Origin of the sequence: Paenibacillus dauci (genome assembly GCF_000971985.1) — a bacterium.
GTDB lineage: Bacteria > Bacillota > Bacilli > Paenibacillales > Paenibacillaceae > Saccharibacillus > Saccharibacillus dauci.
Genome location: NZ_LAQQ01000001.1, coordinates 200167 through 215914 on the forward strand (window position 1 = coordinate 200167; position 15748 = coordinate 215914).

Sequence of the window (15748 nt, forward strand, 5' to 3'; positions counted from 1 at the left end):
CCTATTGAAAATCTAACCCTTACGCATAAAATGTACAATTCATTACCGGTAGCACTTATGCTTGTACACGCTGCAAATAGGCATCGATATGACGAAGCGCTTCATCCGTACCGCCGCACTGCTGGAAGCTGTGGTTGATTTTCCGAACGCCTTCCTGGTAAGCAGGATTAGATAACACTTCCCGGACTGCTGTTTGCAGGGATTGTACATTCACCTGATCTTTGGTGATTCGATAGCCGGCCTGCAGCTCGGTGAGACGCTGCGCAACCATTGGTTGATCCTTGTCCTGAGGGAGTACAACAAGTGGAACTTCAAAGTGAATCCCTTCATTCACACTATTCATTCCGCCATGGGTAATGAATACGTCGGTGTGGCGCAGTACATCCAGCTGAGGTACATAGGACGAGATAATGAAATTCGCAGGAGCAGGATTGATTTTGGTTAGATCGGCTTTCTCACCGGCAGCGATTACCACGATTCCATCGAAATCCGTAAATGCCTCGATGCACGTATTAAAGAACTCTTCGATATGATTCAGCACCGTACCCATGGAAATATACAGTACCTTCTTGTTGGTAAGTTGATCTAATGGAAAAGGACCCGAGCCTTTGCGTTCGGGGAAACTGGGACCGATAAACAGATTCTGTTCTTCAAACTGATCGCCATTCGGCTGAAAATATCGGCTGGTATACACAATATTCAGCGCTCCTGAATTATTCATAAATTGCACCATTTCTTTTGGAGCAACGCCGTATTTTTCTCTCATCAGCGTCAGAGACTCTGCTACAAATGGATCCAGCTGACCTGGAGATTCTGCATTCGGACGGAACAGATTGGTCGCCATATGCTTGTTCGAGATTAGGAAGGATGGAGAAGAAGAGATACCCGGAATATTCAGCATGTCCCGTACCAGTTCGCCTGCTCCAAACCGATCATACAATACCAGATCAAATGCCATCGTATCCGACAGCTGACGGGCGATTTCCAGAATATCCAGTGATGTGCGAATATGGATCTTCATGAACTCATTGATACTTTCCCGGTTGGATGTGTCAATCAAAGCGGTGCGCACCAGATCGGGATGTAGATGAACGATAGCACCTACCGCTTCGAGTCTTTCTTGATACTTTTCCGTAGTAATATAGTGTACTTCATCACCACGTGCTGTAAACGCCTGGGTTATACCGAGCGTTGGATTCACATGACCTTCTGCAGGGAAATTGACAAACAAAATACGCAGCATCTGGTATCACTCCTGTTCATGAAATAATAGGATGTATGTTATCGGAATCATTTCATTTATGATACCAGTAATCATCAAATATTCAAAATAACGTAAATCTCCTTGTGTGACCACATGTAAAAGTAAACTTCGATTGTTAGCACCGCTTTAGGCTCAAGTTTCACTTCGGAATCGATATTTTCTCGGTGAACTACCTACAAACTTTTTGAATTGCCGCATAAAATGAGTGTCGTTCTCATAACCGCAGCTATCGGCAATTTGCGTCACCGACATCTCGCTGTGATCCAGCAAATATTTGGCATGTTCCATTCTTCCGTTAATCATATCCGTCACCACCGAACAGCCAAATAGCTGTTTGTAAATATGCTGAAAATAGGATTTGCTCAGATTAAGATTCTCTGCCAATCGGGTAACCGATATGTTCTGCTGAGGCGATCGGTACAGATCATTACGCAGTTCCGCAAAGGCAGCATAATATCGGTGCAGCTGGTGCGGAGCTGTACGCTGACGCAAATCAGCCAGCTTCATCAAAAAAGAGCGAAGGTCGCAATCGATAATACGCTCGCGCAAAGGTCCATCGAGCCGGTGGATATGCTGCAGCTCCATCATGCAGCGTGAGATCATCATCGGGTCAGATGCCTCTACAGGCGTATCCAGCGGAAACTGCAGACCTGTAAGAAATCCCTCTAGCTCTTCGCCATTACAATGAAACCAGTCATTAATAAAGGGACTCTCCAGTTCACGATAGAAATAGGGAGTATCCGGCCGGAAAAAGATAAATGTATTCTTCTCGATCACCATTATATGCTCATGGAGTTTTAATTCGGTTCTGCTGTTAAAAAATATAAAAGTATAGTTTCCCGAACCATGAGGGCGATTCCTGATAATCCCCTCATGGTGGATCGTTCGATACCCACAGGCTAATAGCGTAATCATCTTTCTTTACCTCCAAGCACGATAGGTCAGTTTTTGATCATTATAGTTTATTGTGATAACGGTTACAAATCACTATACTTTTTCTGAAATGACAGGCTGATCAAAGGAGGATACATCATGTCGGAAGATAGAACGTATTGGGTGAAGACACTTATACAGATTGCCCATCCTGTCCTTCAGGCGTTATCGGAGCGCCGGTTGACCCGGGATATGCCTGTAGAAGCAGACCGATCGAAGTATACTCATCTCGAAGCACTGGGACGAACTCTCGCCGGTATATCCCCATGGCTGGAACACGGTCCTCGTACCGGAGAGGAAGGGCAGCAGCGAGCAGACATGGCTCTGCTGGCGAGGCAGGCGATCGAATCTGCTGTAGACCCGGATTCCAGTGAGTATATGAATTTTACTGAAGGTGGGCAGCCTCTGGTCGATGCTGCATTTCTGGCTCATGCGATTATTCGTGCACCTCATGAGCTGTATGAACTGCTTCCCGGGAAGACTCAGGCGCAGCTTATCACTGCTTTGCTGTCGACACGAGAGATTCGTCCTGTGTTTAGCAACTGGCTGCTGTTCAGTGCAATGATTGAGACGGTGCTGTTCCGTATGGGTGTAGAGATATGGGATCGCATGCGCATTGATTACGCGATCAGACAGCATGAGCAGTGGTATAAGGGAGACGGCATCTATGGAGATGGTCCTCAGTTCCACTGGGATTATTACAACAGCTTTGTCATTCAGCCGATGCTGGTGGATATTCTGGATGTGATGGGCGATCAGTTCAGTGACTGGGATACTCTTCGTGTTCCTGTGCAACAGCGGGCTGTACGTTATGCTGGTATTCTGGAACGGATGATTTCGCCGGAAGGCACTTATCCGCCTATAGGGAGATCCCTCGCGTATCGTTTTGGTGCTTTTCAGCATCTGTCCCTGACGGCACTGAGACAGGATCTGCCGGCAGAGGTTATGCCTGCACAGGTACGCGGTGCCCTTACCGCTGTGATTCGCCGTCAGATTCAGATGCCGGGTACATTTGACGAGCAAGGCTGGCTGCAGATCGGGTTTGCAGGCAATCAGCCGGATATCGGGGAAGGGTATATCTCGACAGGCAGTCTGTATCTGTGTACGACTGTATTTCTTGCTCTTGGCCTTGCCCCGGAACACGAATTCTGGCAGGGACAAGCAGAATGGACAGCGCAAAAAGCATGGTCTGGCAAAGTTTTCCCGATCGATATGGCGGTACCGAGTCACAACTAGGAATCATATTACAGAGAGGAGCAAGAACAGATGACTGCACAACCACAATGGGTACAGGAAGCATGGGAACAAATGAAGAACAAAGTGAAAAGAGTACATACACGTATAGGAGATCAATTTCCCCATGCCAGTGTCAATGGAACTTACAAGCTGGAACCGGCAGCATGGTGGACCGCTGGATTCTGGCCGGGTTTGTTATGGCTGGTATATAGAGATACCCGGGATGAGGAGTTACGAGCATCTGCAGAATCCTGTGAGCGTCAGCTGGATGTCCTGCTGACAGATGCCGCTAAGGTGGATCATGATATTGGTTTTATGTGGACACTGACGAGCGGAGCCAGATACCGCATTCTGGGAGACGAGGATTCCAAGCGAAGAGCACTACTCGCTGCCAATCTATTGAGTGCCCGTTTTAATGCCCAGGGGAACTTTATCCGCGCATGGAATGGTCAAGGGCTGGAAGGGTGGGCGATTATCGACTGCCTGATGAATCTGCCGCTGCTGTACTGGGCCTCCTCGGTAACTGGTGACCCGAGGTATCTGCATATCGCAACCCGGCATGCAGATACTGTACTACAGCACTTTTACCGTGAGGATGGATCGGTATCCCACATTGTAGCTTTCGATCCGGTTACCGGGGAGAAGCTGGAAGTGAAAGGCGGACAGGGATATGCGCCTGACTCGGCATGGTCACGTGGTACAGCCTGGGCAATTTACGGGATGAGTCTGAGTTATCAATATACGGGGAATCCGGCGTATCTGAATGCAGCGAAACGGAGTGCTCATTTCTTCATGGCGAATTTGCCTGAAGATCATGTACCCTATTGGGATTTTCGTTCACCGGAAGGAGATTCTGCCGTACGTGATTCTTCTGCTGGAGCTTGTGCAGCATGTGGACTTTTATTGCTGGCAGATCAGGTAGGCGAGCTGGAAGCACGAATGTATCGTGAAAGCGGAGAGAAGATTCTACATTCGCTATACAGCCGATATGGAGCCTGGGAGTCGGAGACAGAGGAAGGACTTATTTTGCATGGCACCAGTCATTTTCCGGAACAGCAGAATGTCGATGTTCCCCTGATCTATGGAGACTACTATTTTGCAGAAGGCATTGCGCTATTGATGGGGTATGAGGAGCGATTCTGGTAAGAACTATAGAAGTACGGGACTATATATACTCATCTATTATATTTATCAATCAAGACCTGCAGTGGTGACTGCAGGTCTTTTGTGTCGTGGATAGCTGGCACTAAGACTGGCGGACATTTCTTCTCTGTGAATAATCAAGGAGAGGTATGATTTGTAAATACTGAAAATCCTGCATTATTTTCTAAATAAGTGGCTCCCAAATGCAGATATATGTATTAAAAGGACGGAAGAACGAAGGGACTCCAAAATGAGAAATATAGTGAAGTATCTTATCCAAAATAAAAAGTTTGTTGGTTCTAACCTCATTAAAATTAATATCATTTTTATGATCATTTTTATTCTGAACATCATCATTGGTTTTGATTACATGGGGCATTCCTTTCAGGATAATTACCAAAAAGTGCGACAATCTGCAGATTTGAGAATTCAACTGCTTAATCTGGAAAAAGCACTGGTGGATCAGGAGACAGGGCAGCGAGGATTTCTCTTATCCAAAGATTCACAATTTCTGAAACCATTTGACCAAGGGACGGAAGATTATATCCGAGCTTCCGAAGCATTATTAAAAAATAGTGAAAACATAGAAGAAAACCCAAATATCCATCAAGACATCGTTCGATTGATCGAAACGGGCCAACGATGGAAGGTTGAATATGGAGATCCGCAGGTACGTAAAGTGATGGCAGGTGGAACCATTACCGAAAAAGAGCTACTAAGAGGCAAGCAGAGTTTTGATACATTTCGTGACCAGGAAGCTGAGCTTATGAAATATGTTGAAGTTCTACGCGATGATCGACGAGAAGACATGTTGAATAGACTATACTATTTATTTGCTATTATTGGAGCTATCTTTATCGGCATTCAATTTTTCATGCTGTATGTTCTTCAATCTGGACTAACCCGAATTACCCGGCCGATTATCGAACTGGATGATGCGGTCTCTTCTTACCAGTCGGGTCATATCCAGGCCAAGCTCCCTCAATATACAGAGCAGAACGAAATTGGACGACTTATTTCCAAGTTTGAAATGATGTCTGATGAAATGAAAAAAGAAAGACGTACGATCAAAGAAACCTATCGAATGATTAATATGGTGAATCAGGCTCGTAATCTGGAAGAGGTATACCGGATATCACTCGAATCAGTGGCAGCGCTTATCCCATGTGATCGGGTCTCCATCATTACCCAGAATGACAGTCGTCATTTCTCCATCAAGGCATTTATTCAGAGCGGTATGTTTACGCACAAAGATATTCCTTTGACGAGAGAAGCAATTGATATCTATGATCTGCTGCGAAGCGGTTTCTCTATGGTGCATGCAGATTGGACGACATATCGGGCAGAAGGTCCCATTACCGATCAACTGTATGAGAACGGCATTCGTTCCTCCATGCATATTATTCTTAGAAAAGAAACGCGTGTAGTCGGATTGCTGAATCTGTTTGCGACAACAGTTAATCATTTCTCGCTTCAGGACAAAGAACAGCTGGAGCTGCTGTCTCCTATGATTGTTACGGCTATGGATAATGCAGTGGAGACAAACCGTATTCAGGAAATGGCTCTTCACGATGCGTTGACTGGCTTATGGAATCGCCGATATTTTGAAGTGGTTCTGGAAAAATTGATCAAGCAGTATAAGCAGGAAGACCCTAGCACTACCTTTAGCTTGATTTTGCTGGATGTGGATCGTTTTAAGGTGTTCAATGATACATGGGGACATTCCGAGGGGGATCTGGTACTGAAGCATTTGGCCAAACTGCTTGAGTTCCAGGTTCGTCCCAGTGATATTCCTGTGCGTTATGGTGGTGAGGAATTTGCGATTTTGTTGCCGCACACACCGAATCGTGGAGGAGTAGAAGTCGCAGAACGAATCCGCAAGCAGCTGGAAATAGAGTCGCCTTCTCGCAAATATACGGTTACAGCGAGCTTTGGTGTAGCAGAGTGGCAAGAAGGTCTTACTGCGGCCGAGCTAATCGAAGCTGCCGATCAAGCGCTGTATCAAGCCAAAGAAGCAGGACGTAACCAGGTGATTGCTTATCCCAAGAGTTAATTGCACAGAGCAATTTCAAGCACATTATTAGAAATGTGATCAGAGATAGTTATTAAAAAGCCCAGAGCGCACTTCATGCGTCTGGGCTTTTTCAGATGATATTTTGAGTGATTTCGAAGTCATATGCCGTAGTTTGTTTTCAACCGATCATTGATCGCAAAGCTACCTGTGGAAGTAGAATAGATAATTTCATTTCCTGCGACATTATCCTGGTCATAAATCCCTCCCAGTGTCCAATTCACAGGCATAGTGTAGCTGTTCGAAGTTCCTGTACTTTCATGGAAAACTTTAATACCATCGACAATCCCCATATTCAAGGCAATTTCATTACCCGCTACACCGTCTAAGTCGGCGATACCTCCTGAAATAAGAATCCAATTGCTCCCCATAAAGTAATCTTTCATAGTGCCTGTATTGTCATGTAAGAATCTAAGCGTTCCGTTAATATTAAATACTACTTCGGCTCCCGGAATCCCGTCTGTGTCGGCAATTCCTCCTTTTAAAAGCCACCAATTACTATTCATAGGATAAGTACTAGTGATTTGGGAGGCGTCGTGTACGATTTTTACGGTACCGCTTACATTGAAAATTAGATCAATGCCTGGAGCTCCATTCGTATCTGCAGCCCCCATAAAATACCATCCGCTTCCAAGAGGGTATGTACGAGAGGTGCCATCGGACTCTTTAATTTTGATATTACCGTCACTATTGTAGACGGTCTCAGCAGCTCCGTCACCGTCCGTGTCCCAACCACCCATTACTATATCCGATGCATAACTTCTCGGCATATAGGCGAACAGCAGTGTTGCTATTACCAATAAACTTAGTAAACTTTTTTTCATTAATCATACCTCCAGGTAGCATTTTTTTACGTAGGTCATTATTCTATACCCTATATGTAAATACCTTCTTTATTTGAAAATAATTAGAAATATAAAATAAGCTACTAATGAGGAGGTGAATTGAGATATCCCGTCTTTTCAGGAATCTCCTGCGTATTATTTGGCACGGTTCGATATCCAATAGGTAAATCTTATAGACGGCTGAATATCATAAGACAAACAATCCATGCTACAAACTCCCTTAGCGAAAAGATAGTTAATCCTGATAAGGGCTTCATCATCTAAGGATGAGCATTTTTCATTTACAGGAATAAGCAAAGAGATAAACAAAAATGTAGTAGCGATGTTTCCAGAAATGGAGAAGAAATCGCTACTATATTTTTTATGTATTAACTTTTTTGTCCGTACTGTGTGTACAAAAAAGTCGAAAGATGATACATTGAAATCAGCTTATCTCCTTTTATGAAAGGGTTTACAAATATAATATGTCTCCTGTACAAGGACATTCGTATGCCGAGGAGGGAATAAAATGTCTAGCCAAACACTGGACCAATTTTTGAGTATGAACATTGAAGATCTAAAGACAAAAGGTCTGTATAACGTTATCGATACACTGCAGGGTGCAAATGGACCTGTGATTCGTATTGATGGAAAGTCCCTAATCAATTTGTCTTCGAATAACTATTTGGGATTGGCAACCGATCACCGCCTGATCGATGCTTCGGTTAAGGCATCACAGACATACGGGGCAGGAGCAGGGGCGGTCAGAACTATTAATGGGACCATGGATCTTCATATCGAGCTTGAAGAGAAACTGGCCCATTTCAAAAAGACGGAAGCCGTTATCGTGTATCAATCAGGATTCAACTGCAATATGGCTGCCATATCAGCGGTAATGGATCAGCATGATGCCATTTTATCCGATGAGCTAAACCACGCTTCGATTATTGATGGCTGCCGTTTGTCGAGAGCCAAGGTAATTCGCTTTAAGCATTCGGATATGAATGATTTGAGAGACCAGGCCAAAGCTGCCAAGGAATCGGGTCAGTATAACAAAATTATGGTCATCACCGACGGAGTATTCTCTATGGATGGTGACATAGCCAAGCTACCTGAAATCGTAAACATAGCAGAAGAGTTCGATCTGATTACTTATGTGGATGATGCCCACGGTTCAGGCGTACTGGGAGCAGGTGCAGGAACTGTAAAACATTTTGGATTGTCCGACCGCATAGACTTTCAAATTGGTACGCTTTCCAAAGCGATCGGCGTTGTTGGCGGTTATGTAGCAGGTGAAAAACAACTGATCGAATGGTTGAAGCTGAGAAGTCGTCCGTTTCTATTCTCAACATCGCTACCTCCAGGTGCGATCGCTGCGTGCAGTGCTTCTGTCGACATTTTGATGAATGATACAGCGCTGATTGAGAAGCTATGGGAGAACGGCAATGATTTGAAAAAAGGATTGAGCGAACTTGGATATGATGTAGGTCAAAGTGAAACACCGATCACACCTTGTATCATTGGCGATGAAGTAACCACTCAACAGTTCAGCAAACGGCTCTATGAAAAAGGCGTTTATGCCAAGGCGATCGTGTTTCCGACTGTTCCAAAAGGGACCGGAAGAATACGCAACATGCCGACAGCTGCCCATACCAAAGAGATGCTGGAACAGGTGATCTCTGTTTATGAGAAAGTTGGTAAGGAAATGAAGCTGATCTAACTGCATTCGCGGGATTCTATTTCGGGAGGAATGTCTTATGAACAAGATTTTGGTGACTGGAGCACTGGGCCAAATCGGTTCTGAGTTAGTTGTTAAATTACGTGAGATCTATGGGGCAGATTATGTTATTGCTACAGATCTCAGATCATCAGCCCACGAAATTACCCGATCCGGTCCATTTGAGCTGCTGGACGTGACGAATGATAAGGCGATGTTCGAAATTGCCAAGCGGTACGAAGTGGATACCATCATTCATCTGGCTGCGCTGCTATCGGCTACGGCAGAGGAGAAACCTCTGCTTGCCTGGAATTTGAATATGGGTGGATTAATGAACGCTCTTGAAGTATCCAGAGTACTCGGCTGTCAATTTTTCACGCCAAGTTCTATTGGAGCCTTTGGCCCTTCGACTCCAAAAGACAATACCCCGCAGGATACGATCCAGAGACCCAATACAATGTATGGGGTGAACAAAGTGTCCGGCGAACTGCTCTGTGATTATTATTTTCACAAATACGGTTTGGATACCAGAGGACTTCGATTCCCGGGTCTGATATCTTATATGACGCCTCCCGGCGGAGGAACGACGGATTACGCGGTGGAAATTTATTACGCAGCGGTGACGGCTGGCCGGTATACATCTTATATCGCCAAGGATACCAATATGGACATGATGTATATGCCGGATGCCCTGAATGCGATCATCGATTTAATGGAAACGGATTCATGTCGGCTGACGCATCGGAACTCATTTAATGTTACCGCAATGAGCGTAGATCCGGAGGCGATTGCTGCAGCAATTCGAGAGGAGTTGCCTGGTTTTATCCTCGATTATGACGTTGATCCGAAGAGACAGGCGATTGCGGATAGCTGGCCGCATTCCATTGATGCGACGGCAGCAAAAACAGAATGGGGATTTCATGCTCGCTACGATTTGAAGGCTATGACAAAGGATATGCTTTCAAAACTGAGCGAGAGACAAATTCTTCGCAAAGCGTGAAATGATTATGAATTCGCTATGTAAGGCGAGTAAAAATATAAAAGAAGCTGTACTCAACAGGTTAGCGTTATGCGAACTTGTTGGATGCAGCTTCTTTTATACTATTTTAGCTGAACGAAGGAATTGGAATCCAAGTTTGTAAAGTTCAATATTTTGAACTTACCAGAGAACTCCATTAATACTCAGGTACATTTTAGGATAAGCTGTAACATTGTTGCAAAATTAACGTTATTTCATTATGAGTGTATATTAGTGGAATTAAAAGAGGGAAGATGGAATTCTCCAAAAAAAGTTAAAGGAGTTTATTATGAAAAAATCTGTGACCATAGCTAGTATTTCAGCTCTTGCTTTGTCATTTGGTATGCTTAGTATGCCAATATCAACTATAAGTGCAGCCAATAATAATTTTAATATGTCTCAATATTATATGCAGAGCGACAATATGGAGAAAAAAGCCGACAAGAGTAAGGTCGTAGTAAGGGATGGGGCTGTTACAATAACTGCTAAAAAGGTAGCCAACGAAGGGCCTCAATCCATTATTCTTCGTGATATTATAGTCACAAGTAATGAACAAACATACCCTATTACTATTGATGACTCTTTATCTGATATACGTTCACTTGAAGTATCTCCTAACAAAAAATATGTAGCCATAGCAGGAAATGCTATGGATGGATCAAGATTGATCGTTTTAAATCTGACCGATGGCAAGTATAAATTAATCAATAATATTGTGAAAATGTTAAAAAACTCTCCTAATATTCCTTTTTGTAGTTGGTCACCAAATGGAAGTAAACTTGCTTTCACTTATGGAGATCCTGGAATCGGTAGAGTAGCAATTTATAATCTCCCTGATGAGACATTCACTTATATACCTAGGGAAGTAAATCTTATTGGAGCTATCCATATGTTTTGGAGTAAGAAAGGGGATACTCTGGATTATGTAGGCGAATATAAACCATCCCAATATAAACTATATCGTTACTCATTAAATACGAAAAAGGTTAAAACCATAACTCAATTAACAGAAAAAGAAGTCGATAACATTTGGGAATTAAATAAATTTTAATAAATTGTATCTTTATAAAAAACACTTTTAAAAAGATAAGATAATTTGGAAATGAGGTAGATAGTTTGAATAGTGAAAATAAATTAGCTGAGCGCGCTTTGAAATGGTTTATAGAATCAAGTTATATCCTTATGCTATGTCGCTACAAGGGAACTTTAGTTGCTTCGGATCTCGTTGAAACGCATCGTTTTGAATCCTTATTACATCCAATAGTTCAAAGTCATGCGTTCTTTTTACGAAATGGTAATGTACCAGAACGATTCCCAATGGTATTAGGTTTACAAAAATTAGCTTATTTGAAAGATGATAGCTTGACACTAGAAGATCTGCAACTGACTCATATTGCAATGGAATCTCTTCCTTTTCTAATTGCAAGTGACTATGAAGATTTAAGAACATATACGTATTCTATTTTCCATTTTATGAATGAGGAAGACTATATCGATAGATTTAATGCTCACTTAAATAAACTAAGATGTGTGGAAGAAAGAGAAGGGTTTCTCTCGTATGATCGTTTTAAGCAAATCACTTCACTTTAAATTTATATTAATTGGATTTTTGTTCATAATAAAATTATTATGTAACTTAATGTTTTTTTGGCGTCTCTAAATTGTGTCATATTACATTAAATAGAGGAGAATAAAGAAGATGAAAAAGTTACTTGCATTATTAGGGGTCACGACAACCCTGCTTTGTGGAAGTGCAACTTCAGCCATGGCAGCTTCAGATTATGTGCAACGACCTATTCCGGTAAATGTAAACGGACAATTTGTACAAACAGATGCAAACCCGGAAAAGATTAATAATCGTATTCTCGTGCCTATACGTGCACTCTCTTCCTTAGGACTTGAGTACAATTGGAATGGTGATACGAAAACCATTTCGATTACAAATGCAGATAAAAATCAGGTCAAGGTCACTTTAAATAGTAAAACAGCATGGAGTAATGAGAAGAAACTTACACTTGATGTACCAGTTCAGATGAGACATGGGCGCGTCTATGTACCGATTCGTTTTGTAAGTGAGGCTTTCGAATCTCACGTTCAACTGGAGCCGGTTCGCCAAATTCTATTCGTCACTTCTGGCAACAACATCAATGCAAAAGTAGATGAAGCCGGAAAGGATTTAAAAACAGAACGCCAAACAGCTATCTCACTTCCGATCCAAGCCAATTTTAAATTAATCAATTCTCCCCAAGAATCGTATGCTGGAGAAGCGTATACGTTTCCTGCCGGTCAAGCTGATCAGTATACGTATACTGATCAGCGCACTGCAACCATTGTAAAAATTAAAGATGGAAAAGCGATAGCGGTAGGTCAATATTCGTACGGAGCTCTAGCTGATTTTTCAGCAGTAGCAGGAGAAATAAAAACCAATACAGATCCTGTACTTCGTCCATTTATAGCCGATCCAGTTAGTTTTCAAATAGAACCTTCAAACGAAATAAACGCTTTCTATATAGATGAAAAAGGAAATAATACACAGCTAAAAAACGGAATCCCCAAAATTTATACTGATTTGATTGTAACTCTCCCTAACAATAAATAAAAAAAGACTCCTGAGAGATCAGGAGTTTGCAGTTCATAGATTTCATAAGCATGTTCATTTACATATCTATCCCAAATTTCTACTTTAAAGTGTTTTTTTCTAACAATGAGAGTTAAATTAAGGAGATGTATATATGGAAGTAGGAATTTTAGGAGTCGTTCATGATGATGCATTGAGATTCCAGTACGATTTGACGCTTGAAGTAATTAAAGAATTAATTCTAGATTTCGATCCGGATGTAATATGTGGTGAGGTATTACCAACCAGTTTTGAGAAATACAAAAAAGATTCAGATAATAGAGGATACTGGGGTGAACCCCCAAGTGAGTATTATGAATTAATTTTCCCAATATGCAACCAACAAAAAATTAAGTTTGTTCCAATAGATTGGGTAGAATTAGATATATGGAATGATTTTGATCCTCTACGAGACTATAGTGGCCTTGAAAAAGAACATTTAGAAAAAGAATTGGATATTTGGTGGGAAAAACAAAAGGAAGCAGCCACTAAAGGAGAAATTCCATTTAATACAGTTGCCTTTGATACTGTTACTAAGCAAAAGTATCAGTGGTTAAAGAAACTTGATCAAAATTCGCATTTTATTAGATGGGAGTGTAGGCATTTGATTATGTTACAACGCATAAGAAATGCAATAAAAGATAATCCGAATGGGAAAATTCTATGTATTGTAGGCGCTGATCATAACCATATACTTAAGGAAGAATTAAATAATCTAAAAGATGTTCAAATTATATATCCACTGAGATAAAATCCTGCATAATGTAGCATTGGTGCAGATGTTCCATAATTCGATAGATAACTACTCTAATATCGGAATACTATGTAATAAAAGCAGAATGTCCCTCCTGAAGATGGAGTGGGACATTCTGCTTTTTGGTTTTCTATTCTTATAACAAAGTAAACTTAACCTTGCAGGAATTCAATTAAGGCTGAATTGAATTTTTCATAATGAGTGGCATTAAATCCGTGTGGTCCACCTTCAACAACGACAAGATGGCTACCAGGGATAGATTCATGAGTACGTTGTCCGCTTACTTCCAACGGCACAATAGCATCGGAATCGCCATGGATCACCAATGTTGGAATATTAAATTTCTCCAAATCCTGACGGAAATCGGTTAGAGCAAAGGCAGCGATACAATCCAATGTACCTTTAGGTGAAGCTGCAGCAGCAATATCCCGGTTGTACAAACGGAATGGTTCGCTTACAAGATCAGTACGGTCTCCAGCAGCGAAGAAGTTACTTGTAAACCCATCCAGGAATGCCAGACGATCTGTTTTCACTCCATTTTGGAATTCTGCAATTGTCGCATCATCCAATCCGCCTTGAGGATTATTTTCAGTTATATAGAGATAGGGAGGAACAGCTCCTGCAAATACCGCTTTAGAAATGCGTTCTGTTCCATAGGTTCCTACATAACGCGCTACTTCACCGCCGCCCATAGAAAATCCGACTAATGTAGCATCATGCAGATCAAGATGAAGAATCAGCTTATGTAAATCCGAAGCAAAGGTATCATAGTCATAACCTTCCCAAGGTTGGGAGGACTGACCGAACCCACGCCGATCATACGTAATCACACGATAACCCGCTTCGATCAGTGCAGGAACTTGCTTTTCCCAAGACCGTCCACTTAAAGGCCATCCATGAATTAAAACAACAGGTTTTCCTGAACCATGATCTTCGTAGTACAGTTCAATTGGTTGTGCATTTTCTTCGCCTACAGTTAATTTAGCCATTGAAAATCACTCCGTTAGTTGAATTTTTTATTGCCATCGAAGAATACATATGAAGCCTGGGTTATCCTTTATCCTAAAAGTTAGGATGTGAATCATCTTCGTCGCTGCAGACAAGGATGATTCAGCTTTCAATAGAATAGCATGAATATTTCAATTACGATACACCGAGATTCGCTGTATAAGATTCGTTAATGTACGTTCAAAAAAAGAGTTGTCGTTAAGAGCCCTGCTTAAAAGTAATCCTCCCTGAATGCCAACAATCGTTTCCTCTGAAATCTGATCGGCTTTCTCTTTGGGGACGTCTGCTCGAACGAGAGCTGCGCTTAATGCTTCAATCCATCTTACAAAATATTGCTGAATAGCAGTAGTGAAGCGATCCCGTGTCTCGTCTAAGGCAAACGCACCCATAAGGCATATGCGCTGACCAGATTGAAAATAAGTATCGACCTCTTGCCACATATGATCAATAGCCGACCAGGGTTCACTTTTTTCGAGTGGTTCAAATATATTACTGATAAACCATTGATCTACGTTATCAAGGATTACAGCAGCCATTTCTTCTTTTCCACCAGGGAAGAAGTGATACAAGCTGCCTTTCGATAAGTTGGTACGGGCTGTGATTTTGCTTAGAGATGCACCCTCATAACCCAACTCACGAAATACCTCGGCAACGAGAGGTATGATGTCCGATTTTTCGAAAACGGTACGAGTCATAGATTCAACTCACTTAGGCTTGGATGGTCAGCAGGACGCGAGCCAAGAGGCCAGTGGAATTTTCGTTCTTCTTCTTGGATTGGCATATCGTTAATAGAAGCAAATCTGCGTTGCATCAATCCATCCTCAGCAAATTCCCAATTCTCGTTGCCATATGATCTAAACCAATTACCACTATCGTCACACCATTCGTACGCAAATCTCACGGCAATACAGTTGTCTGTATATGCCCATAGTTCCTTAATAAGACGATACTCTAGCTCTTTGGCCCATTTTCTAGTTAATAAAGCGACAATTTCTTCACGACCTGTTATAAATTCACTGCGATTTCTCCAAAAACAATCCTTTGTGTAAACAAGTGAGCAGCGCTCAGGATCTCGGCTATTCCAGCTGTCTTCTGCCATACGTGTTTTTAGAATTGCTGTTTCGCGAGTGAATGGGGGAGTTAAATTGGTCATTACATTTCCT

The 15748-nt window shown here is 42.2% G+C and carries 15 protein-coding genes; 9 read left to right on the top strand and 6 right to left on the bottom strand.

Going from position 1 to position 15748, the window contains the following annotated elements:
• Positions 1-55: 55 nt before the first annotated feature.
• Together WH46_RS08340 and WH46_RS08345 are read right to left on the bottom strand one after the other, a co-directional pair.
• The gene (locus tag WH46_RS08340) at positions 56-1243 is read right to left on the bottom strand and encodes a macrolide family glycosyltransferase (RefSeq protein WP_046226379.1); all 1188 of its coding nucleotides are present in this window, start codon (positions 1241-1243) and stop codon (positions 56-58) included.
• A gap of 153 nt (positions 1244-1396) precedes the next feature.
• Positions 1397-2179, bottom strand: a complete 783-nt coding sequence (locus tag WH46_RS08345) for a helix-turn-helix transcriptional regulator (protein ID WP_046226380.1) — start codon at positions 2177-2179, stop codon at positions 1397-1399.
• 117 nt (positions 2180-2296) lie between these two features.
• Here WH46_RS08345 and WH46_RS08350 point away from each other — a divergent pair, with 117 nt between their 5' ends.
• The 3 genes from WH46_RS08350 (at position 2297) to WH46_RS08360 (ending at position 6629) form a co-directional block, all read left to right on the top strand.
• A complete protein-coding gene (locus WH46_RS08350) occupies positions 2297-3433 on the top strand; it encodes a DUF2264 domain-containing protein (protein WP_046226381.1) in 1137 nt (378 codons plus the stop codon).
• A gap of 30 nt (positions 3434-3463) precedes the next feature.
• Positions 3464-4579, top strand: a complete 1116-nt coding sequence (locus WH46_RS08355) for a glycoside hydrolase family 88 protein (protein WP_046226382.1) — start codon at positions 3464-3466, stop codon at positions 4577-4579.
• Positions 4580-4979: 400 nt separating this feature from the next.
• Positions 4980-6629, top strand: a complete 1650-nt coding sequence (locus tag WH46_RS08360; RefSeq protein ID WP_231584313.1) for a sensor domain-containing diguanylate cyclase — start codon at positions 4980-4982, stop codon at positions 6627-6629.
• 119 nt (positions 6630-6748) lie between these two features.
• Here the strand turns inward: WH46_RS08360 and WH46_RS08365 are convergent, their stop codons facing one another.
• The gene (locus tag WH46_RS08365) at positions 6749-7471 is read right to left on the bottom strand and encodes a PA5033 family protein (protein WP_046226384.1); all 723 of its coding nucleotides are present in this window, start codon (positions 7469-7471) and stop codon (positions 6749-6751) included.
• A 529-nt stretch (positions 7472-8000) separates the two neighbouring features.
• On the opposite strand from WH46_RS08365, the gene WH46_RS08370 reads away from it, so the two are divergent.
• The 6 genes from WH46_RS08370 (at position 8001) to WH46_RS08395 (ending at position 13574) form a co-directional block, all read left to right on the top strand.
• The gene (locus WH46_RS08370) at positions 8001-9191 is read left to right on the top strand and encodes a glycine C-acetyltransferase (protein ID WP_046226385.1); all 1191 of its coding nucleotides are present in this window, start codon (positions 8001-8003) and stop codon (positions 9189-9191) included.
• Positions 9192-9228: 37 nt separating this feature from the next.
• Positions 9229-10188, top strand: coding sequence for an L-threonine 3-dehydrogenase (locus tag WH46_RS08375; protein ID WP_046226386.1), 960 nt, complete (start codon positions 9229-9231; stop codon positions 10186-10188).
• A gap of 307 nt (positions 10189-10495) precedes the next feature.
• Positions 10496-11257 (top strand): TolB-like translocation protein, encoded by a 762-nt coding sequence (locus WH46_RS08380; protein WP_046226387.1) that lies wholly within the window; start codon positions 10496-10498, stop codon positions 11255-11257.
• A gap of 65 nt (positions 11258-11322) precedes the next feature.
• On the top strand, positions 11323-11796 hold the full coding sequence (locus WH46_RS08385; RefSeq protein ID WP_046226388.1) for a hypothetical protein: 474 nt from the start codon (positions 11323-11325) through the stop codon (positions 11794-11796).
• Between the two features lie 109 nt (positions 11797-11905).
• On the top strand, positions 11906-12805 hold the full coding sequence (locus WH46_RS08390) for a copper amine oxidase N-terminal domain-containing protein (protein WP_046226389.1): 900 nt from the start codon (positions 11906-11908) through the stop codon (positions 12803-12805).
• Positions 12806-12938: 133 nt separating this feature from the next.
• Complete coding sequence (locus tag WH46_RS08395) at positions 12939-13574, top strand: hypothetical protein (RefSeq protein WP_046226390.1); 636 nt, start codon at positions 12939-12941, stop codon at positions 13572-13574.
• A gap of 155 nt (positions 13575-13729) precedes the next feature.
• On the opposite strand, the gene WH46_RS08400 is transcribed toward WH46_RS08395, so the two are convergent.
• From WH46_RS08400 to WH46_RS08410, 3 genes are all read right to left on the bottom strand, one after another.
• Complete coding sequence (locus tag WH46_RS08400; RefSeq protein ID WP_046226391.1) at positions 13730-14566, bottom strand: alpha/beta fold hydrolase; 837 nt, start codon at positions 14564-14566, stop codon at positions 13730-13732.
• Positions 14567-14716: 150 nt separating this feature from the next.
• Positions 14717-15280, bottom strand: a complete 564-nt coding sequence (locus tag WH46_RS08405; RefSeq protein ID WP_046226392.1) for a TetR/AcrR family transcriptional regulator — start codon at positions 15278-15280, stop codon at positions 14717-14719.
• Positions 15277-15738 (bottom strand): nuclear transport factor 2 family protein, encoded by a 462-nt coding sequence (locus tag WH46_RS08410; protein WP_017815046.1) that lies wholly within the window; start codon positions 15736-15738, stop codon positions 15277-15279. The genes WH46_RS08405 and WH46_RS08410 overlap by 4 nt, the downstream gene beginning before the upstream one ends.
• Between the last annotated feature and the right edge of the window lie 10 nt (positions 15739-15748).